We start from the raw sequence: 21,969 nt of genomic DNA, 5'->3' as shown, positions 1-21,969 counted from the left end.
CAAGGCGAATTAAAGCGATTTAAATCGATTTAAAAGCCGGCTGAAATGAACAGCCAGCCATTCTTCGGCGCATCCGTGACGGTTCTGTTACAACGCGGCGGGTTATGCGAAAACCGGCGGGGTTGCCGGTTACGGTTGATTACCGGTGGTCTGACCGGTAGTGCGTGACGGGCTGCGGCGTGGGACGCGCTACGCGTCGGGCTGAATCGCCCGCAGCGGAAAGATAAACATCGCGGCCACCAGACCCAGCGCGCCGCCGATCAAGGTCTCCCACGCGCGCGCGAACAGAAACTCGACCGAATGAATGCCGTTCATCGCGAGCGTGACGATCAGCACGAACGCGAACGCGCCGCACGCGACGTCGTAGCGTTCGGGCAGCGCCATCGCGTAGATCACCATCGCGAGCGCGGCGACGGCCCAAGCCACCAGCGGCGCGTGCTCGGCAAGCGGCAGGAATACCAGCCCGAGCGGCACGCCGACCAGCGTGCCGAGAATGCGGCGCCGCACGCGCTGCATCGTGCCGGATGCGGAACCGGCCACCACATAGACCGCCGCGGTAACCGCCCATACCGATTCTTCGAGCCCGATCAGCGCATTGAGCGCCACCACCACGGCAGACGCGGTGGCCGCCTGCAGGCCCATCACGAACTCGGGCTGCCAGCGTCTGGCGACGCCCGCCGGCACCGCGGACAGCGCCGCGAGCAAGGCCGGCCGCTCGGCGGGCCCGCTCAGCATGCGCGGCACGATCGACGCGAGCGCGGCGATCAGCACGGCCACGCCGATCGCCGACAGATCGGCCGGCGTCAGATGGACGCTGTACGCGTACAACTGCCCGATAAAGAACATCGAGCCGAGGCCCGCGCCGAGCACACCGAAAAAACGCTTCATATAGCCGACGAGGAACGCGCCGATCACCAGCGTCGCTTCGTGGCCGCTGCGGCCGAAGTTGTTCGCGAACGGCGACAGCACGACGTACACCGCCGCGCCCATGCCGATCGCCACGCACAGCAAGGCCAGATCGCGGCTCGATTCGCGCCGCGTGGTGCGCGCTTCGTGCACGCTCGCCCATAGCGCGAAAGCGGCAGCGAGCGTGCCGAGCACCGCACCGCCCGGCACGTCGCGCGTGATGTCGTGCAGTGCGCCGAGCGCGGCCGCGATGCCGTAAGCGGTGATCAGGCGCAGCCCTTTGACGCGCCGGTGCGTGCCGGGATCGACGCGGGCCAGCCAGTGGCCAACCGCGCGCAGCGGATGCGCCGCCTGGTGGCGGTAGCGGGCGAGGCCGGTGGGCGCGCGCAGGGCGGCGCGCTCAGGCGTCGTATCGGGTGGCTGGTGGTCATCCATGTGGCCGGCACCGTCGGTTCGTGACACTTGCGACACGGGTCGCACAACAGTGTCTTTATAGACGGTTTTCGGCGCACTGCGCAGTCCGGCGGAATCTGCGCACGCAATCCAGCTACGGCAACGCTGCGCCTACGCGCCGAGCGCCGCCGGATTCAACTCGACATGCAGAATCACCAGCCAGCGCTTCGGGCACCCCGCATCGATCATCAGCACGCGTGTGGTCTTGTCGCCGGCCAGCTCGACGAAACCCTGCTTGCGCGCCGCCGCGAACGCGCGGCGCGCGTCGGCCTGCAGCCACAGTGTCAGCAGCCCGCAGGTCATGCAGCTGAACAGCCACACCATCTGATGCGGCAAGCCCGGATCGACCTGTTGCGCCACGTACTCGAAGATGGTGGTCAACACCTGGTTCACCGCAAAGGCGATCGCAATCACCTTGCACATGCCGCGCAGCATCATCAGCGGCCTCGAGTACAGCATCGGTACCGGCTGGCGGCCGGTGCGCTTAGGTGTGTTCATGCGGCACGCGGAATGGTGGGCGGCAATTCGAGGCGGCGCGACCAGTTCGCGAGCGTGCGCGCGGCCACCGGCGGCTTGCTGAGAATCGCGCTGTCGTAGTCGCGACCGTCGAAACGCTGCACGTCGATGATGCGGAAGCCCTGGCCGCGATAGAACTCGAGCAGATGCTGCGCCGGGTACGGCGTATCGAGCGCGAGTTGCGCATGGCCGCGGATCGCGGCCCAGTGCTCGGCCAGCGCGATCAGCGAAGTTCCGATGCCGCGGCTCTGCCATGCCGGATCGACGCCGAACTGGCGCAGCGTCGCGACATTTTCGACGCGGTAATGTTCGCAGGCGGATTCGGCATCGCGCGCATACAGCGTCATCGTGCCAACCAGATCGTTGCCGCAGGCCGCGACGAAGCAGTCGCCGCCACGCGCGCGCTCGCGTGTCGCCGGCTCGGTCTGGTCGACGCACAGGCAGTTGAGCCCCATCGTGCCGAGCCGCGCGAACGCACGATGCAGCATCGCTGTCAGCTGCTGGTACGAATCGCGCGCCGGATCGAAGCGGCGCAGCGTGACACTGCCTGCGCCGCGCGGCGCAGCGTCGCTGCGTGCGGCGGGTTTAACCGCCGGGTATTGCGTGTACATGCATTCCTTCAGGCGCGGTGTCGCCAGCATCGTCTGCGTGCGGTCGTCGTGCGCCTGCCTCAAAGTCATGGTTGTGATGAGATCGGAGTTCACCGGGCGCTGCGCACTGCGCCCGGCGTTCTGTCTAGCTGGCCGCGCCCACGCATTCGGCACGCAGGTCCTGCAAACGGTCGCGCGCCTGCGCGAGCCGCTCGACCAGTTCGGCCGAAGCACGCGTGATCGGCATGCGGGTCTCGTCGGTCACCGGATGATCGAAGGCGAGCATCGCCTTGATCGCCGCCGGATTCGGCGCCGCGAACAACAGCCGCAACAGCGGCAGCAGGTTCGAGAACAGCGCGAGCGCGTGATCGTCGCGCGCCGCGCGCATCAGCTCGCGCACTTCGACGAGCAGATCCGCGCACACATGCGCGCTCGCCAGCACGCCACCCGCGCCGCCGGCGCGCAGGCAGTCGACGTAAGCATCGTCGCTGCCGCACAGCACGTTCAGCGACAGGCCGCGCAGTTTGTCGAAGTTATCTTTTACGCATTCCTTGATCGCCACCACGTTGTCCAGCTCGAGCAGGCGCTCGACCGTGGCCGGCTCGATCTTCACGCCTGTGCGATGCGGCACGTTGTACAGCACGATCGAGCGTTCGGTTGCGTTCGCAACCTGTTCGAAGTGCCATTGCACGCCGGCCTGATCGGGGCACAGATAAGCCGGCGCCGATACCAGGTAGCCGGCGCAGTTCCAGCGCTCGTAGCGGCGGATTTCCCGCACGACTTCACGCGTGTCCGAGCCGCCTGCGCCGACCAGCACCGGCAGACGCGCACCGACCACGTCGCACAGCGCCTGCAGCACGGTGACGCGTTCGCTTTCGCTGAGCAGCGCCGCCTCACCGGTGGTGCCGAGCGCGACGAAGCCGCTGATCTCGGTACGCAGATAGTAGTCGGCCAGACGCTGCAGGCCTTCGATATCGACTTCGCCGTTGCGAAACGGCGTGACCAGCGGCAACCAGATACCGGAGTACATCAGCGTGCCTCTTTCAGCGAGGCGGTGCGCCTGAGCGAACCGATCAGTGCCTGCGGCACCGAGGCAATCAGCGTGTGCATCGTGAAATCGAGATCTTCGGGCGCAATCGAGAATGTGATGCGCACACCGTCGCGCACGATTTCGGTGCCGACCGCGTACACGCCAAGCGGGGAATGCAGCAGGGACTTGAGTTGCGCACGTGCAGCCTGTTCCGAATCGTGCATCAGGGTGACCGGTAACAGCACACGCGACAGCGGGAAGGGAATGACGTTGTTCTTGAGGACGGGGCGCGCGATCTGTCGCGTGGCGTCGGGGACTTCGGACAGTTGTGTGAGGGCCATGATGGGCATTTACCCCTGCGGGGGTGGTCAAGACAGTTACGAGATTAGTCCTGCGGGTATAAATGCGGTGCAAAAATGCGGCGCATGCGCGAAAAAATTACGTGCCGATGCGCGACGCGAAAGCGCCGTGCAAAACAGCATGCGAAGTGTCGCGCAAGCGCCGCAACAGCCCTCTGCAAGCGACTCGCAAGGCACCGCCAGGCGTGCCTTGCGAGCGACTGCACAACGGCCGCAAAGAGGCGCAGACCGCCGGCCTTGCGGCCGCTGCGCCCGGTTTGCCGTGATCGTCTCAGCGTGCGTCATGGCGCCGTGGCCTCAACAACGCTTCATCTTGATCACGCGCGAAAGTTGTCCTACGGTAAAGCTCGTGTTGCGCGCATACGGCGCGGTTTCGAGCGGTGCGGTTAGCGACTCGTCAGGCGCGTACTGGCCGACGTAGCGAAACCGGTCGGTTTCCGAGCGGATAAACACCGGGATCGGATAATCCTGCCGTGACAGCGTGCGGCCAGCCGCGCGCGAGGACGCGGCGCTGTTGCACAGGATCACGTCCGGCGCCTGCGGGTTCAAGTCCATGCGCAAGCAGGCGGCGACCACCTTGCCTTGCTTGGTCGGCAGAAACGACTGCTTGTTGCCGCCGCACACGGTGTGAATAAATTCACGCGAATAATCTTTGCCGACTTCGAATTCGTCCATAAAGGCCTCCAGAAAACCGCCCTTGGCGATGCCATTGGAGCGGAGACCAGGACGATAGCGAATCGCGCCTAAAACACCTGTAAATTCCCTGCACGGCGCAATAAAGGCCGAGTATTTATTCGTTGCGTGAGCGACGAATCGCGGCGCGTCACTCCGGCTCGCAAACCCGTGCGAGCGCGCGGTCCATCGCCAGTGCATAGAGCGGGTCTAGCGCATGGCTTGCCGCATAGGCTTGCGTGGTGCGCGCGAGTTGCACGCTGCAATCCGTCTGGGCACGCAACGTCTGGGTATCGGCTAGCGTCTTGATGAAGCCTTTCTGCAGGCGGTCGAGTTCCGGACGGATGTCTTTGGCGAGATCCACGCGCTTTTCGTCCGGTGCGCGGCCGTCGCGGTGCCATTGTGCAAGCAGCCCGTATTGCACCAGCTTGTTGGCTTCGATCTGATCGGCGAAGAAGTGCGTGGCGAGTTGCGGCGGCACGCCGAGCGCGCGCGCATCGTCGGCGGCGGCCTTGATCACCTGCGCTTCGCGCGGCAGATCTTCCACCGGCTTGCGCGAATCCCATTTCGACAACGCGACCTGCCGGGCGATGTGCAGACGCGCGACGGTCAGATCGAGCAACGGCAGGAATGCGTCGCCGTCCGCCGGCGCGCTGTTTGCAAGCGGCGCGGCAAAGAGCAGCGCGGCGGCCAGCGGTGTGACGAGGAAACGCGACTTGTAAGAACTGAACCTCAACATCGATGGATCCTTTGCGTGTAAGACAGCCGCGGCGACGGCGACGGCGTTCGTGGGGGCGGATATGCGAGGCTGCGCCCGCATGCAAATAACACCCGGCACACAGGCGCTATTCCCCTGCCCACAAAATTTTCATCCAGCCTGCAGCGGGCCCGGCCCGCGCAGCGGATGTTCGACACGCGTGTCGACGATACGTTCAGAACCGGTAAGCGAGCTTCACGCTCGCCGCCTGCGCCGATGCATGGCGCGTGGCGATCAGCGCGTCGTAGCCAAGCGATACGCTGAGCGCTTTCACCGGCTGCAGACCGATGCTGACGCCCGTGGTCAACAGATTGCGCGGCAAGCTGGTGCCCGGAGCAGCGAACAACGTGCCGTCCTGCGCGCCGACCGTCACCGTGCGTCCGGTGCCGAGCAACTCGTGCGCGTAGCCGACCCGCAGCTCGACGTTCACCGGCCTGAGCGAATCGCCGAAAGCCCTGTCGAATGCGATTTGCGCGTAAGGCTGCAGGCTGCGCAGATTATCGGTGCCGACCGTCAGGTCCTGGCCGTTCGCGCCGCTTTCGCTAAAACCGTTCGCGTGCAAATACGAAAAGCGCAGGCCGATGCGCGGCGTCACGATCACGCCACCCATCGATAGCGGCAGCGCAGCCTGCGCGGCGGCCGTCGCTTCCTGACCGAGATGGTCGCCCTCGGCGGTGCCGGCCGCGCCGAACGGGCGCTTTTGCGACAGGAAATCGAGGCCCGCGCCGACGGTTGCGGACACCTCGACCGGGCCGAGCGTGCGCGCGCCGTAGAACGCCGCGCGCAGCGTATCGGTCGTGCCGGAGTCACCGGTGCTGTCTTCGCTGATGTCGCTATGGTTGTAGCTGCCGGAGAAGCCCACCGTATACGATCCCACCCGCTGATCGGCGCCCGCGATGAAGCCGTAGTTGCGCGCCTCGAAACCGGGCGCGCTGCCGCTGCCATGCACCTTCGTCTGCGAGCCGGTTGCTACGGCCCAGACCGACGCGCGTGACGAGATGCGCGGAGCCGATGCGGCAGCAGCCGTGCCGTCGGCGAACGGCACACGCTCGAGCAGCGCCGCATTGGCCATCTGCGCAGACAACGCGAGCGTCGTGCCGAGCGCGGTATAGATGCTGATGCCGGTCGGCGCGACCACCACTGGCGCGCCGGACAGCGTGCTGCCGTCTGCGCTGCCACCCGTGCCGCCCGTGTCTGCGCCCGGCTCCTGCTGCGCCAGCCCACTCAGCACGAGGTCGACTTCGTTCGCACCGTATGTGACAGCCTGCTGCAGCGAGCCCAGTTGCGCCCCCGCGGCAAGCGTGCTCGACACGTTCGCGAAGCGGCCGCTGACGCCGCCCGCCGCGGCCACGATTGCATAGCTTTTCGGCTGATACGTGCCCGGGTCGTAGACGATCTGCAGACCGCCGTTCAGCGCAGCCGCGCCGCCCACATGCAGTTGCGACCCCGAGGTCGGGCTCACTTCGATCGACAGCGTCGCACCGCTGGCCTGCGCGAAGTTGCCGCCCACGGCGAGCGTGCCGACCGAGCCGCCCGGCATCACGAGCCCGTTGTTGGTCAGATTGCCGACGATCGTGCCGTGGCCGCGCAGCGTGCCCGGCGCGTCGACCAGCACATTGCCGCCCAGTTGTGCGCCGGGATGGTCGCTGTCGCCGACCGCCAGCGTGCCGGACATCACTTCGGTGAGGCCGCTGAACAGATGACTGTCGCCGTTCAGCACCACGGTGCCGACGCCTTCCTGCTCGATCGTGCCGGCGCCGCTGACGTTGCCGCCATAGGTGATCTGATCGGGCCGGTTGAACACCAGCAGGCCGTCGTTGGCCGTATTGCCGACCAGGTCGCCGGCCGCGGTGCCCTGGCCGATCGTCAGCGTGCCGCCTGATGACACGACCGGATTCGTCAGCGATCCGAACAGATGCTGCGTGCCGCCGGACAACACCTGGGTGCCGCTGACGGCCGCGCCGCTCGACACGGTCTGTACGCCGCCGCTCGCGACCACCGAGCCGTTTGCGGTGCCGCCGGACAACACGTCCTGGGTGCCGCCAGAAGCGACCAGCGTACCGGACGTGATACCGCCCGCGCCGACCGCCTGGATGCCGCCGGAGGCCACCGAGGTGCCCGACGCAAGGCCGCCCGAACTGACCGTCTGAGTGCCACCCGATGCGACCGAGGTGCCCGACGTCACGCCGCCCGCGGCGACCATCTGCGTCGCGCCGGAGGAAACCGATGTACCCGACGCGAGACCGCCGGAGCTGACCGTCTGCGTACCGCCCGAAGCGACCGACGTACCCGAGGTCGCCGCGCCGGCCGCGACTGTCTGCGTGCCGCCGGAGGCCACCGAGGTACCCGATGCGACACTGCCCGCGCCGGTCACCGTCTGCGTCGCGCCCGATGCCACGGAGGTACCGACCGTGGTACCGCCGGACTGCACGATCTCGGCGCCACCGCTTTGCACCGTAGTACCGCTCGCCGCGCCGCCGTTCACCACCGCCGTGCCGCCGCTCGACACTGTCGTGCCGCTGGCGGAGCCGCCCGCATTCACGATGCTGGTGCCGCCGCTGTCGACCGATGTGCCACGCGCCGCGCCACCCGACGAGACGGTTTGCGTGCCGCCGCGCACCTGCGTGCCGCTCACCGTGCCGCCCGCGGAGATGTTTTGCATGCCGCCGCTGCTGACCACCGTGTTGCTCGCAGTACCGCCCATCGCGATTTGCTGCGTGCCGCCGGACACCACCTGCGTGCCATGCGTCGAACCGCCCGATGCAACCGTCTCGACGCCCCCATTCACGAGGGTGCCGCTGGTCGCGCCACCGGACACCACCGTCACGCTGCCGCCCGCCTGCACCTCCGTGCCGCTCGCGACGCCGAGCACGGTCTGGCTGCCGTTGCTCGCCACCGTCGTGCCGACGGCCGTGCCGCCGGACGACACGACTTCCGCCCCGCCCGCGCTGACCTGCGTGCCGCTCGCACTGCCGCCGGACGACACGATCTGCGAGCCGCCGCTGCTGACTGCCGTGTCGATTGCCGCGCCGTTGGCCGACACCACCAGCACGCCGCCCTGCGTCACTACCGAATCGATCGAGCTGCCGCCCGACGACACCGTCTCGAGCCCGCGGCTGCCGACGGTCGTACCGCTTGCCGTATCGCCGGTGAGCACCGTCAGCTGGCCGCCGTTTTCGACCAGCACGTTGAGCGCGTTGCCGTCGTCGATCGCGAACATGCCCAGGCTGTTGCTGCCGGTGAGCGTCGCCGACGTATTGGTGATCAGCGCGCCGCCGGACGATTGCACGATGCCGGTGGCCGTGCCGCCACCGGACACGAACAGCGCGCCGCCGCCGTCGACCGTGGTGCCGGCCGCCACAGCGCCGCCCAGCACGACCTGCGAGCCGCCGCTTTGCACCAGCGTCGCGCTGGTGCTCGCGCCCGCTTCGACGGTAATCGTGCCGTTGCTGCCGGCAAACGACGAAAGCGCGGAGGTCCCCGACAGCACGTCGAGCGCACCGCCGTTCTCGACGAACACCCCGTTCGCCACGCCGCCGGAAATATCGAACGCGCCATGCGTGTCGCTGATGCCGCTGACCGTGGCCGACGTATTGGTGACGAGCGCCGCGCCCGCATGCTGCGTCACGTCGATCGCCGTGGCGCCGGCCGACACCGTCAGGCGCCCGCCGCTGCTGACGCTCGCGCCGTCCTCGACGCCGCCGCTTTGCACGATCTCGGTGCCGCGATTGCCGATCTGCGTACCGTTCGCCTGCGTGCCGGACAGCACGGTCAACTGGCCGCCGCCTTCGATCAGCACGTTTTGCGCGACGCCGCCGGCAATCGAAAAGGGATTGGTCGATGCACCGTTCGCGGTGTTCGTGCCTTGCACGGTTGCCGAGGTATTGGTGATCAGCGCGGCGCCTGCCAGCTGCGTGACGCCGGTCGCGCTGCCGCCGGCCGATACGTTCAGCGTGCCGCCGTTGGCGATCGTCGTCGAAGTGGCCGAGCCGCCGGCGAGCACCACCGCCGAGCCCTGGTTGACGATGTGCGTGCCGCTCGCCGCATTGCCCGACAGCACGGTCAGCGTGCCGCCGTTTTCGAGCAGCAGGTTGGTCGCCGTGCCGCTCGAGATCGAGAAGTTGTTGCCATCGCCGTTGATGCCGGTGAGCGTGGTCGACGTGTCGGCGCTCAGTGCCGCGCCGCTCGACTGCACGATGCCGGTTGCGATGCCGCCGCCGGACACCGTCAGCGCGCCGCCTGACAGCACGGTGGTCGCGCTCGCGGTGCCGCCCGACGAAACGGTTTGGCGGCCGCCGTTGCTGACGGTGGTGCTGTTCGCGGTGCCGGCCGATGCGATCGACTGTTGTCCGCCGTTGCCGACCGTCGCGCTGTTTGCAATACCGCCGCTCAGGATGTTTTGCGTGCCGCCCGCCCGCACCGACGTGCCGTTTGCGATACCACCGGCGGATAGATTCTGCTGTCCGCTGTTGCCGACCGTGGTGCTGCTTGCGACGCCGCCGGCCAGCACGTTCTGCGCGCCGCCAGCCTGCACCGACGTGCCGCTCGCGACACCGCCTGCCGATATGTTCTGCTGCCCGCCGGCACTGAGCGTCGCGCCACGCGCCGTGCCGCCGTTCGACACGTTTTGCGTGCCGCCTGCGGACACCGTCGTGCCGCTCGCGACACCACCTGCCGATATGTTCTGCTGGCCGCCATTACTGAGCGTCGCGTTGCTCTCCGTGCCGCCGCTCAGCACGTTCTGCGTGCCGCCCGCGCCGATGCGCGCAGCGCTGTCGTTGCCCTGCAGATTCTCGATGCCGCCCGCCGTGAGCGTCGCGGAAACCGCGCTGCCGCCAGCGGACACCGTCAGCGTGCCGCCGCTCACCACGGCGCTGCTGGCCGAGCCGCCGCTACTGATCACCACATCGCCGCCGGCCGCCACCGTCGTGGTACGCGCGACACCACCGGAAACCACGCTCAATACGCCGCCTGCCGCAACCGTCGCCGACGTGTCGGTGCCCGCCACGCTGTCGACGCCGCCGGCATCGACGCTCGTGCGGGTCGCACTGCCGCCCGCGGAAACATCGATGCGCCCACCCGAGCCGATCGCCGCGCCGCTCGCGATGCCACCGGACGATACAGCGACCACGCCGAGCGCACCGACGCTGGTGCTGCTCGCGATGCCGCCCGCGACGACCTGCTGTGTCGCACCCGTGACCGTGGTGTCGAACGCCATGCCGCCGGACGACACGACTTCGACGCCGCTGCTCTGCAGCGTGGTGCCGCTCGTGACGCCGCCGGCAAGCACCGTGTCGACGCCACCGCTCACCGTCGCGCTGCGCGCGATGCCGCCCGACGAAACCACCAGCGAAGCGCCGGCCGCCACCCCAGTGCCTTGCGCGACACCGCCCGCCTCGACCGTCTGCAGGCCGCCTGCCGCAATGCCGGTGTCAAGCGTCATGCCGCCCGACAGCACATGCTGCGCGCCGCCCGATGCCACAGTGTCGCCGGTGGTCGTGCCGAGCACGTTCTCGCTGTTGTCGATCGTCGCGTTGGTTTCGGTTGCACCGGCGGCAACCGTGGTCTGTGCATGCGCGCCGGCTGCGAACCACGGCGGCACGCTCAGTGCGGCCAGCAGCATGCCCAACAGCCGCGACGCGCAGCGATGGCGCCGGCCGAACGCGCGCAGCGCGCACACGCGGCGCCACGTGAATCGTTTCATGGTGTTCCCCGAATTCCTTGCTGCTTTTTTTGTTGCTTTGTTTTGTGTTGCTTTGTTTTGTGCTGCGTTACTGCGTGTTTGTGCTGCCCGTCATGCAAGCGCGACCGCCGGGTTGGCGGCCGCGAACGCCGGAATGCGCCGGATCGTGTTCATCACCTGTTCCGCGGTGATCAGCCGCGTGCATTCGAATTGCCGCGGCGTGCCCGCATGGCGCGGACACCACAGGAAATCCCCATGATCGAACTGCACCCGCACGTCGTTCCAGCAGCTATTGCACGTGTGGTAATTGATCACGCGGTACGGCGTATCGAACTCGTTGGTCGGATGCGTGAAACCGCTGATCATCACCACCGGCGTGCGCATCGCCCACGCCAGCCACGCAAGGCCGCTGCTCAGGCCGACGAAAAACTCCGCATGCCTGAGCCAGCGCGCACGCTCCGCGAGCGGTTGCTCACCGGTGAAATCCTCGCAGCCGTAAGGTATGTGATTCCACACGACACCGCTGCCGTGGGTCGCCTTTTGATCGATGCAAATTACGCGGTAACCGTGCTGCTTCAGGAATTGCACGATCTCGCGCCAGCCGGTCGGGTTGTTCCAGTATTTGCATTGCGTGGTGCTTTGCGCGGCGATGCAGACGTATTTGTCGGCGATCGGGCGCGTCTGGTCGGGCAGCACGATGTCGGGTCGCGCTTCCTGCGGGTCGACGCCGAGAATGTAGCCGGCGGTGCGGTGCAGCCCGACCAGGCGGAAATCGCAAGGCTGTCGCACGTTCGCGTCATCGGTGAAAAACAGGCCGATGTTGTAGGTCGCGTAGAACTCGCCGGCGTCGATCTCGTCGGGCGTGGCGAATCGGATCGACGGATACGCATCGCTGAATAGCGGGATCAGCGGCGCGCCCATCACGCAGGTCAGCCGGCAGCGGTGCTGCTGCTCGAACTTCGCCACATACGGAAACCAGCCGAGCGTATCGCCGAGCGTGCCGACCGGCAGATGCACCAGCACCTCGCGGCCGCTCAGGTCGAGGCGATGACGGAAGACCTCTTTGCCCTGCGACCAGACTTCGATCTCGAACGGCACGTAATACTTCTTGCTGCTCGCTACGGCGCCTGCCGCCAGTTGAGTTTCGAACAGCGGGTTCGCGGTGGCCGTGTCGCGCAGCACCACGCGCCATTGCCCATCGCCGGCGGGCAGCGTGACGCGGCAGCCGTCGTTGAAGTCGAAGCGGATGCCGGCGGGCCCTAGCTGGGTGGGTATCGCGGGCGGCGGTTGCAGGCTCTGGCCGTGGCTGGACGAGGCGCTGGACGAGGCGCTGGATGAAGCGCCAGGAGCCGCGACAGAAGCCAGCGACGGGTTGTCGGGCTCGGCTGCGGCGGCTGAAATAACCGCGCTGCTGTGCGCTTCAGCGGTGTGAGTGGCTTTAGCGGCGTCAGTGATGTCTGCGCGCTGTGTTGCCGGGCTACCGGCGGACCCCACCGCCGCGCATGCCTGCGTGCCTGCATTGGACATAGTCGTTCCGAAAGGTCACGCCGCGCGGGCGCGGGCATTGGCCTCATATGTTCTTGTTGATCGTATAGCTGCGTATGTGCGGGCCTTTCTTGCACTGCCTTTGCGCTTCTCAACCTATCAAGCGACATCCGGCGGCAAAAAAAGCGGCTCATTTAACCATCGGCTGCGCGCAGCGGCAATAGCCGGCGGCACAGCGTCGCGGGCCGCCCGCCGACACCTTGCCACCCGCTTGACGCCATTGGGCTCAGCGCGCCGCGCAAACAGGCAGGCGCGCGAGAGCGTATAAAGCAATGACGAACACGGGCCCGAAGCAAGCGTACCTATAGACGCTAACGGCACCGTTTCAGGATCCTTCAGCAATAGCCGCCGATCCGGCAAATCAAGGAGATGTCGATGAGCGTAAGCATCGTTCAACTGGGATCGGACCGCGCGCCCGACGAAGGCCTGCGCATCGGCACGGTGCGGCGTCCGCCGCGCGGCGTGCCGAAGAGCGAATTCGGCCCGCGCAACTACTACGACGTATGGCTGCCGATCCTGTCGCCGACCGCGGATCTCGTCGGCGAAGCGCTCGCAGCTGCGACCGAACACGAATGGCAGGCGTTTGCGCGTAAATTCCGCGCGGAGATGAAGCACGGCGACGCGCCGAAAGTGCTGGACCTGCTCGCGGCCATGTCGCAGACCACGAACTTCGCGGTCGGCTGCTATTGCGACGACGAAAACCGCTGCCATCGCGGCATCCTGCGGGAGTTGCTGAAGGAGCGCGGCGCAGCGATCCGCTAGCTGCCGCGCAGGCCGTGCCTGGGGTTGCGCGCAGGCCGCATTCGGGCTGCCCTCGCGTCACACCGGGCGCGCTCAGGCGGGTTGAACCACGCACGCAAATCAAGTCCGCGACACCGGCCGCTTCACATACAGGCTCAGCACCTGCGCCGCCGGCACCGGCCTGCCGAACAGATGTCCTTGCATCACGCTCGCGCCCAGTTCGCGCAGCGCATCGGCCTGGGCCTGGGTCTCGACGCCTTCGATCACACAGGTGAGCCCCAGGTTATCGCACAGATCGACAATGCTCTTGACGATCGCGCGCGCAGTCTGTTCGCGGTCGATATTCACGACGAAGCTGCCGTCCACCTTCACCTTGTCGATCGGCAACCGGTGCACGCTGTTCAGGCTCGAAAAGCCGGTGCCGAAATCGTCGAGCGAAATGCGCGCGCCAAGCTTTCTCAACGCTTCGAGCGCGCTACGCGCCTGCACGAAATCCTGGATCAACGCGGTCTCGGTAATCTCGAAGTCGATCCGGTGCGGCGCCACGCCGCTCGCCAGCGTGGTGCGGATCACGCGCTCGAGCGCACCGCTGGTGGTCAGGTCGCGCGCGGACAGGTTGAACGAGATGCGCATCTTGTCGGGCCAAGTCTTCGCCGTATCGAGCGCCTTGCGCAGCAGCACCTCGGTCAGCGCGTGGATCAGGTCGCAGCGCTCGGCCACCGGAATGAACATCGAAGGCGTCACGACACCGAGCGTCGGGCTGGTCCAGCGCGCGAGCGCTTCGAACGCCATGATCTCGTGCGACTCCGTATCGAGAATCGGCTGGAATTGCAGCGAGATCTCGCGTTCGAAATCCGCGCGCCGCAGCGCTTCTTCGATCTTGTTCAGATAGCGGATCTGCGTTTCGTGCTCCGGCGAAAAGATCACCGTGCCGCCGCGCCGGTGCTCCTGCGCAAAATAAAGCGCGTAGTACGCGCGCTCGACCAGCTGCGTGGCGCTCGCGCCGGCCTCCGGAAAATGCGCGAAGCCGACCGACGCCGACATCCGCGCGGAGCCATCCGGCAACACGTACGGGCGCTCGATAGCGTTGCACAGCGCCGCACCCAGCTCGAGCAGGTCGCGATACGCGGTGGTGCCCGCCACCAGCAGCGCGAACTCGTCGCCGCCGACACGCGCCACCGTGATCTGCGGGCTTGTCAACGTGGCGAGGCGCTGCCCGGTTTCCTCCAGCACGCGGTCGCCGAATACATGGCCATACATATCGTTGATGCGCTTGAAGCCGTCGAGATCGATGATGCCGATTGCAAGACCCAGGGGCTCGCCCGCCTGCGTTTGCGCCTGCATCTGCAGTTGGGCCGTCAATTGCGCGCTCAGGTCCGCGAAGAAGCGGCGCCGGTTCGGCAGGCCGGTCAGCGTGTCGCGGTTGGCCAGCCGGAAGTTTTCGTCGGATAGCTGTTGCGTTTCGAATTGCTTGGCGCGCAACTGGATTTGCGATTCCACCAGTTCGGTAAAGCCGCGGTAATAGATCAGCAGGATCAGCACCATCGCCACGGCGACCAGCACCATGTTCACCGCAATCGCGATCAGTACCGGGTTATGCGTGGCCGCAAAAAATATCGCAAACGGCACGATCACGACGCAGGTCAGCAATAGCGCGGCGAGCCGCATATGCATCAGGCAGAACGCGCAACCGATCACGGTGACGATCATGTAGAGCGCCACATGGCCGCGCGCGTACGCATCGCCATACTGATACAGCGACAGCGCCCACCCGGTGAACCCGGCGCCCATCACCGAGACCATCCAGACGGTCGAGCGCAGGCGCCGCGCCAGCGCGGCGTCGCTTAGCGTCAGATGCCGCGAGCGCAGCCACAACGCAACCCGCGCCGCGCAGAACAGGCACAGCAGCAGCGGCACATACAGCGACAGATAAAGCGGCGCGACTGCAAAATGAGTAATCGCGACAGCCACTGTATTGACGATCAATACCGCATACAGCAAAGGCACCTGCTGTAAAAACGCGCGATATTGCGAGCGTCTGAGTTCAATTCGAGCCGCGGGCGTAGTACACGGACAAGATAATCTTTCGATAAAAGACATACTTATCTCTTGGTGCATTTTCGCAACGTGTCGTGAGAGGTCTCCGTGTACAGGCACGTGGCGGATGGAAGCGCTTGCATGTTTTCCGCATCAGGCCACGCGTGTCTGCGTTCTTTTGAAGCAGCCGCAGTTCGAAATACTAAGCCTATTACGCGTTAAACCGTCAGCAAAATTTGATCCTTGTGCGGGTAATATTTTTCCGGCAATGCGATTTAATACGCCGTTATTACCGCGGAGATTCGTAACGCATGAAAAGCGCTATAAAGACGTCCGGGATTGCCCGCACGTCGGCGGGCGTATGCCGGAATCAGGCGCCCGTTGCCAGGTCGCCGTCGGCGCCGCCGAGCGGCAGCAGCGCGGGGTTTTCCATCATGAAGATGTGCGGCGCGACCCGATGGCGCGCCTTGAAGAGACGGATGAAATGCGCATCCATGTGGATGCTTTGGATGCCGATGTAGAGACACCGCGCATATCGCGGGCGCGCGGCCACCCGCATCCTTACGCTCCGCTATCGGCGCGCACACCACCGGCGCGCAACGACTGCGTCGCAACCGGCTCGGCCACCATGCGGCCTTCGGCCGGCAGCGCCCATTCGAGCCAGCGGGCACGATGCAGCACCACCAGCAGGAACGCCAGCGCAGCCAGCGCGCCAAAGGTCGCGAAACCCATCTGGTAGCTGCCGGTACTTTCCTTCGCCATCCCCATGATTACCGGCAGATAGAAACCGCCGATGCCGCCCGCTGCGCCGACAATGCCCGACATCAGCCCGGTCTTGCCCTTCCAGCGTTGCGGCACCAGCTGGAACGTCGCACCGTTACCGAGGCCAAAGCACAGATACATCGCCACCAGCAGCACGATGCCGGCGCCGAGCGGCGGCATCCACGCGGCGAACACGAAGTCGAAAAGCGAGATCGCAGCAAGCAGCATCACGAGTGCGCGCACACCGGAGATACGGTCGGCCACCAGCCCGCCGAGCGGCCGCACCAGCGCGCCGATAAACGCCAGCAGCGACATGAACAGGCCTGCTTCGAGCGCCGGCATCTGGTACAGCGAGATCAGCAGCGTCGTCACATACGACGACATACCGACGAAACCGCCGAACGTGATGCTGTACACCAGCATCACGACCCACGTATCGCCTTCGACCAGCACACTGCGATAGTGGCGCGGCAGCACGAAGATCGCGAGCAGTGCGCCGAGCACCGGCAGCAGCAGCACGCCGGTCTTGCCCGCACCGAAGAGGCCCGCATGCACCGCGAGCACCAGCGCGACGAGGCCGCCCAGCGTGATGAAGAAGCTGCCGAACGCGCGCCGCGCGCTGCCTGCCTTCACACCGAGGTCGTGCGCCCAGAAGAACAATGCCGTGGCCGCCAGCGCCAGCAGCGGCAGCGCCGCGCCGGCCGCCGTCGCCCAGCCGAAGCGCGCTGCGAGCCCCGGGAACATGAAGCCGTCGAGCACCGCGCCGATATTGCCGGCCGCAGCCAGACCCAGCACCAGCCCCTGCACCTTCGGCGGATAGTTGCTGCCGGCCATCGGCAGCGCGACCGCGAAGCTCGCACCGCCGACGCCGAGGAACACGCCGAGCACCAGCAGCAGCGTGTACGACGGCGCGCCCGGCATCAACAGCAGCACGACCGACGGCACGGCCGACAGCAGCACGCCCATCAGCGCGATGCGGCGCCCGTCGCAGGCCTGATACAGATTGCCGAGCGTCACCCGCAGGATCGCCGCGGCCAGCACCGGCACCGCGACGAGGAAGCCCAGCTCCGCGGGCGACATCGCGATGTCCTTGTGAATGAACGGCGCGAGCGGCCCGAGCATCACCCACACGGTAAAGCCCGTATCGAAGTAGAAGAAGCACGCGAGCAGCGCGCGCCAGTTACCGCTCGTCAACGAATTCAAAAGATTCTTCATGGTCTCTCTCAGAGGGCGGATGCGAATCGAAAAGCGCCGGCGGATCGACCGCTTACCGCGCTTACCCGTTTAACGAGCGCCCAAAAACAAAAGCGTCCCGAACCCCGTGCGCACGATCGCTTTCGCGTTTCGCGCTGCACGTGGTTCGGGACGCCGTTGCCCCTGATGGTCCGCCCTACGCGAACGGACCTGCTCGAACTGGAAAAATGGAAGCCGCCGTTGGCCTCGGAGGCGTTAAATGCAATAGGTATGCCATCGAGGCCGCAGCGCTATGCGGCGGCGTGCGGCGAGCGCCGGTGTGCGGCCCGCGCGCTATGCGCAATCGCTTGTCAGGCGGGGCTGTGCGCGGAGAAGTTCAAGCGCAGGGACAAGCCGGAAAAAATCGCGGCGCGGCGGCAATGGCGCCCGCTCGCACGGAATGGGGCCGCCTTCACGCGGCGCACGCGCGCACGCTGTCGAAGCGCTTTCGTGCTGCGCCGTGGTGCACCGCACCACGGCCGTGCGCGGTGCGAGCGGGCCATGCCGGGGCGCGGCGGGCCCTGCTTCGCGCAGCGTGCCGCGACTGCGGAATCAGCGCTGGTTCGAACCCGAAATCACGTCGATCCACACGGCCAGCACCAGAATGCCGCCCTTCACGATCATCTGCCAGTACGAATCGACGTCGAGCATCGACATGCCGTTGTCGAGACTCGCCATCACCAGGGCGCCGATCAGCGCGCCATATACGGTGCCGGAGCCGCCGCGCATCGACGTGCCGCCGATAAAGCACGCGGCAATCGCATCGAGTTCGCCCATCGTGCCGGCCGACGGCGAACCGGCCGCGAGGCGCGCGGTGTTGACGAGCCCGCCAAACGCGCACATCAAGCCCATCAGCGCGAAGATCGCGAGCTTCACACGGTTCGTGTTGACGCCCGACAGGCGCGTCGCTTCCAGATTCGAGCCGACCGCATAGATGCGTCGGCCGAACACCGTCTGCGTCGCGATATACGTGAAGATGCCGAGCAGCGCGAGCAGCAGCAGCACTGGCACCGGAATCCCGCCGTAACGGTTCAGCGTCGCCACGAAGCCGAGCAGGATCAGCCCCGCGGCGACGATCTTCACGCCGTCCTGCCACACCGGCACCACCGGCAGCTTGTACTGCAGCCGGCTGCGCCGGTGCCGCACGGTCAGCAACGCAAGCAGCACGAACAGCACGACCGCGAGCGTATCGCCGGCCACGCGTGGCAAATAGCCCTGGCCGACGAACACCAGGTTGTCCGACACCGGTGCGATGGTCGAGCCGCCGGTCACGCCGAGCAGCACGCCGCGATACGCGAGCATGCCGCCAAGGCCGACGATGAACGACGGCACGCGCCGATAGGTCGACCACCAGCCGTTGAACATGCCGACCGCTACGCCGAGCAGCATCACCGCGGGCAAGGTCGCCGCGAGCGGCCAGTGATAGGTGACGTCGAGAATCGCCGCCACGCCGCCGAGCAGACCGAGCAGCGAACCGACCGACAGATCGATTTCGCCGGCGATGATCACAAACACCATGCCGCACGCGAGCATGCCGGTGATCGACATTTGTCGCAGCAGGTTCGACAGGTTGCGCGGCGTGACGAACGCGCCGTCGGTCAGGAACGAAAAGAAAATCCAGATCGCGGCGACGGCGGACAACAGCGCCAGCAGCTTGTAGCGCGCGAACAGCTGCTTGATGCGCTGGCCGGACGCCAGCGACGCGCCGTGCGCCGCGCGGTTTTCTGCGGATGTGACATCGGGAGTCATGCGACGCTCGCAAGGTTGGTTGGATCGTTGCGCCCTGCAGTGGGCTCTGCGGTGAGCGCGGCCGCGAGGATGTGCTCCTGCGTCAGCCCGTCGTTGACGAAGTCGCCGCGCAGGTGGCCTTCGCCGATCACCAGCACGCGGTCGCTGACGCCCAGCACCTCGGGCAATTCCGACGACACGACGATGATCGACACGCCGCGCCGCGCGAGCGCGAACATCAGCTTGTAGATTTCGTATTTCGCGCCGACGTCGACGCCGCGGGTCGGCTCGTCGAGAATCAGCACGTCGGGGTTGGTCAGCAGCATGCGCGTGAGCACCGCCTTTTGCTGGTTGCCGCCGGACAGGCTCGAGATCGGCAGCATCGGGTGCGCGGCGCGCACCGACAGGCGCTGCATTTCGGCACGGATCGTGTCGTGTTCGGATGCGGCATCGATTCGGCCGCCCTTCGCGAAACGCGCGAGCACCGCCAGCGTGATGTTGTGGCCCACGCCGAGCTGCGGCACGATGCCGTGGCGCTTGCGGTCTTCGGGCACCATCGCGATGCCGGCGTCGATCGCATCGGCCGGCGTGCTGATTTTCAGGCGCTTGCCGTTCATCCACACTTCAGCCGAAGCGGGGCCCGCATAGGCGCCGAAAATCGCCTGCATCAACTCGGTACGCCCGGCGCCCACCAGCCCGGCGACGCCGAGAATTTCGCCTTTGCGCAGCGTGAACGACACGTCGTCGACACGTTTGCGGTTGGTATTGGTGACGTCGAAACAGGTCACGTGACGCGCTTCGAACACCACCTCGCCGATATCGTGCGGCTCGCGCGGAAACAGGTTGGTGATCTCGCGGCCCACCATCATCGCGATGATGCGGTCGGTGTCGATCTGGGCCATCGGCTGGGTCGCGACGTGCCGGCCGTCGCGGATCACGGTGACCGTGTCGCAGACCGCTTCCACTTCGTCGAGCTTGTGCGAGATGTACACGCAGGCCACGCCGCGCTTTTTCAGGTCGCGCACGATGTCGAGCAGGATTTTCGTTTCCGCCGAAGTGAGCGACGAAGACGGTTCGTCGAGAATCAGCAGCTTCGCGCGCTTGTTCAGCGCCTTGGCGATTTCGATCAGTTGCTGATGGCCGCCGCCGTAGTTCATCACCGGTTGCGCGACGTTGATGCCGTCGATGTTCAGCTCGCGCAGCAACGCGTCGGCGCGCTGGTACATCGCCGCGTAATTCATGCGGCCGCCCGGCAGCGTGATTTCGTTGCCGAGGAAAATATTCTCCGCCACCGACAGCTGCGGCACCAGCATTAATTCCTGGTGAATGATCACGATGCCGGCGTGTTCGGTGTCGCGAATGCTTTGGGCCTGCAGCGGCTTGCCTTCCCACAGGATTTCGCCCTGCCAGTCGCCGTACGGATAGACGCCGGACAGGATCTTCATCAGCGTCGATTTGCCGGCGCCGTTTTCGCCGCACAGGCCGACGCATTCGCCGGGTGCGACGACCAGATCGATGCCGTCGAGCGCCCGTACACCGGCGAAAGATTTGGCGATGCCGCGCATTTCCAGCAGCGCTTGTGCCATGTCTCGTCCTGGATGCGTGGATGGATCAGGGACGCACGCGCACCTCGCGATGAGATGCGCGCGCTCTACCGGGGCTCGCTTGCTGACTCGCTTGTCGACTCGCTTGCTGACTCGCTTGTTGACCCGCTAGCCAGCGGCCCCGGTTTTCAGCCTCAGTTGCCGGCCAGCTGCGCCTGCGTGTAGAAGCCGTCCTTGATCACCACATCGACATTGCTCTTGGTCAACAACGTCGGCTGCAGCAGCACCGTGTCGACCTGCTTCTTGCCGTTGTCGTACTTCGCATTGAACGACGGCTGGGTGCCCTTCGCCAGCGCGACCGACAGCTTGGCCGCTTCGCCGGCGATCAGCTTCAGCGGCTTGTAGACCGTCATCGTCTGCGTGCCCGCCACCAGCCGCTTGACCGCCGCGAGGTCCGCGTCCTGACCCGACACCGGCACCTTGCCCGCCAGATGCTGCGCCGCCAGCGCCTGAATCGCGCCGCCCGCGGTGCCGTCGTTCGATGCGACGATCGCGTCGATCTTGTTGTTGTTCGCAGTCAGCGCATCCTCGGTGATGCGCAGCGCCGTCGACGCGCTCCATTCCGGCACCCACTGCTGGCCGACGATCTTCACGTCGCCGCGATCGATGGCCGGCTTCAGCACTTTCATCTGGCCTTCGCGCAGCATCTTCGCGTTGTTGTCGGTCGGCGCGCCGCCGAGCAGGAAGTAGTTGCCCTTCGGCTGCGCGTTGAAGACGCCCTGCGCCTGCAGTTCGCCGACCTTCTCGTTGTCGAACGAGATATACGCGTCGACGTCGGCATCGAGAATCAGGCGGTCGTACGACACCACCTTGATGCCGGCCTTATGCGCCTCGGCAATCACGTTGCCGAGCGTCTTCGAATTGAACGGCACGATCACGATCACATCGACGCCGCGCGAGATCAGATTTTCGATCTGCGAGATCTGACGCGCTTCGCTCGCATCGGCCGATTGCACCGATACTTTCGCGCCGAGCTTCTGCGCGGCTTCGACAAAGTAATCGCGATCGCGCGACCAGCGTTCGACGCGCAGATCGTCGATGCAAAAGCCGATTTCGGGTTTGTCCTTGCTTGCATGCGCGAGTGGCGCAAGCGCGGTGAGGCCGGCAAACATCGCGGCGCAAACCAGCGAATTGACAACGGAACGACGCATAGCAGATTTCATGTCTCACTCCTTTTATGGTTGGTTGCCGGCGCATTCCCAATATGCGAGAGAAGGAAGGTGCCAGCGAAAACCTGTGGATGCGCCGCGAATTCGTGTTCGCGGTCGTCGGTTGTAAGAAGCTGCCTGCTGAAACTGCCCCGGGAGTTGCCCGCTCGGGCGCGCTCGTAGCGTGGGCTGCACAGGCGTGCCG

Annotated in this window: 16 protein-coding genes; 1 reads left to right on the top strand and 15 read right to left on the bottom strand. The window is 66.1% G+C overall.

What is annotated here, in order from left to right:
• Positions 1 to 189: 189 nt before the first annotated feature.
• The 9 genes from ACYVNQ_RS27360 to ACYVNQ_RS27320 form a co-directional block, all read right to left on the bottom strand.
• Entirely contained in the window at positions 190 to 1,341 is a 1,152-nt protein-coding gene (locus ACYVNQ_RS27360) for an FUSC family protein (protein ID WP_460906737.1), read from the bottom strand.
• Positions 1,342 to 1,470: 129 nt separating this feature from the next.
• The gene (locus ACYVNQ_RS27355) at positions 1,471 to 1,857 is read right to left on the bottom strand and encodes a hypothetical protein (protein WP_460906735.1); all 387 of its coding nucleotides are present in this window, start codon (positions 1,855 to 1,857) and stop codon (positions 1,471 to 1,473) included.
• Positions 1,854 to 2,486, bottom strand: a complete 633-nt coding sequence (locus ACYVNQ_RS27350; protein WP_460907715.1) for a GNAT family N-acetyltransferase — start codon at positions 2,484 to 2,486, stop codon at positions 1,854 to 1,856. Before ACYVNQ_RS27350 ends, ACYVNQ_RS27355 begins: the two co-directional genes overlap by 4 nt.
• 124 nt (positions 2,487 to 2,610) lie before the next feature.
• The gene (locus tag ACYVNQ_RS27345; protein WP_460906733.1) at positions 2,611 to 3,495 is read right to left on the bottom strand and encodes a 4-hydroxy-tetrahydrodipicolinate synthase family protein; all 885 of its coding nucleotides are present in this window, start codon (positions 3,493 to 3,495) and stop codon (positions 2,611 to 2,613) included.
• A complete protein-coding gene (locus ACYVNQ_RS27340; RefSeq protein ID WP_460906731.1) occupies positions 3,495 to 3,845 on the bottom strand; it encodes a hypothetical protein in 351 nt (116 codons plus the stop codon). The genes ACYVNQ_RS27345 and ACYVNQ_RS27340 overlap by 1 nt, the downstream gene beginning before the upstream one ends.
• 306 nt (positions 3,846 to 4,151) lie before the next feature.
• Complete coding sequence (locus tag ACYVNQ_RS27335; protein ID WP_460906729.1) at positions 4,152 to 4,529, bottom strand: DUF6697 family protein; 378 nt, start codon at positions 4,527 to 4,529, stop codon at positions 4,152 to 4,154.
• Between the two features lie 148 nt (positions 4,530 to 4,677).
• The gene (locus tag ACYVNQ_RS27330) at positions 4,678 to 5,265 is read right to left on the bottom strand and encodes a chorismate mutase (protein ID WP_460906727.1); all 588 of its coding nucleotides are present in this window, start codon (positions 5,263 to 5,265) and stop codon (positions 4,678 to 4,680) included.
• 193 nt (positions 5,266 to 5,458) lie between these two features.
• A complete protein-coding gene (locus ACYVNQ_RS27325; protein WP_460906725.1) occupies positions 5,459 to 10,987 on the bottom strand; it encodes an AIDA repeat-containing protein in 5,529 nt (1,842 codons plus the stop codon).
• Between the two features lie 90 nt (positions 10,988 to 11,077).
• A complete protein-coding gene (locus ACYVNQ_RS27320) occupies positions 11,078 to 12,493 on the bottom strand; it encodes an autotransporter strand-loop-strand O-heptosyltransferase (protein WP_460906723.1) in 1,416 nt (471 codons plus the stop codon).
• 393 nt (positions 12,494 to 12,886) lie between these two features.
• Here ACYVNQ_RS27320 and ACYVNQ_RS27315 point away from each other — a divergent pair, with 393 nt between their 5' ends.
• A complete protein-coding gene (locus tag ACYVNQ_RS27315) occupies positions 12,887 to 13,273 on the top strand; it encodes a DUF488 domain-containing protein (RefSeq protein WP_460906721.1) in 387 nt (128 codons plus the stop codon).
• A 99-nt stretch (positions 13,274 to 13,372) separates the two neighbouring features.
• Here ACYVNQ_RS27315 and ACYVNQ_RS27310 read toward each other — a convergent pair whose 3' ends face one another.
• The 6 genes from ACYVNQ_RS27310 to xylF all read right to left on the bottom strand — a co-directional run bounded on the left by ACYVNQ_RS27310 (position 13,373) and on the right by xylF (position 21,779).
• Entirely contained in the window at positions 13,373 to 15,259 is a 1,887-nt protein-coding gene (locus tag ACYVNQ_RS27310) for a putative bifunctional diguanylate cyclase/phosphodiesterase (RefSeq protein WP_460906719.1), read from the bottom strand.
• A 400-nt stretch (positions 15,260 to 15,659) separates the two neighbouring features.
• Positions 15,660 to 15,848 (bottom strand): hypothetical protein, encoded by a 189-nt coding sequence (locus ACYVNQ_RS27305; RefSeq protein WP_460906717.1) that lies wholly within the window; start codon positions 15,846 to 15,848, stop codon positions 15,660 to 15,662.
• A gap of 2 nt (positions 15,849 to 15,850) precedes the next feature.
• Positions 15,851 to 17,266 carry an MFS transporter gene (locus tag ACYVNQ_RS27300; protein ID WP_460906715.1) on the bottom strand — a complete coding sequence of 472 codons (1,416 nt, stop codon included), beginning with the start codon at positions 17,264 to 17,266 and terminating at the stop codon, positions 15,851 to 15,853.
• A 570-nt stretch (positions 17,267 to 17,836) separates the two neighbouring features.
• On the bottom strand, positions 17,837 to 19,033 hold the full coding sequence (locus ACYVNQ_RS27295; protein WP_460906713.1) for a sugar ABC transporter permease: 1,197 nt from the start codon (positions 19,031 to 19,033) through the stop codon (positions 17,837 to 17,839).
• Positions 19,030 to 20,598: a D-xylose ABC transporter ATP-binding protein gene (gene xylG, locus ACYVNQ_RS27290; RefSeq protein WP_460906711.1), complete on the bottom strand. Its 1,569-nt coding sequence runs from the start codon at positions 20,596 to 20,598 to the stop codon at positions 19,030 to 19,032. Before xylG ends, ACYVNQ_RS27295 begins: the two co-directional genes overlap by 4 nt.
• A 152-nt stretch (positions 20,599 to 20,750) precedes the next feature.
• Positions 20,751 to 21,779: a D-xylose ABC transporter substrate-binding protein gene (gene xylF, locus ACYVNQ_RS27285; RefSeq protein ID WP_460906709.1), complete on the bottom strand. Its 1,029-nt coding sequence runs from the start codon at positions 21,777 to 21,779 to the stop codon at positions 20,751 to 20,753.
• Between the last annotated feature and the right edge of the window lie 190 nt (positions 21,780 to 21,969).

The sequence above is a fragment of the Paraburkholderia jirisanensis genome (assembly GCF_054782355.1).
The sequence above is the reverse complement of the archived record's forward strand: the minus strand, read 5'-3'. Positions and strand labels throughout refer to the sequence as shown.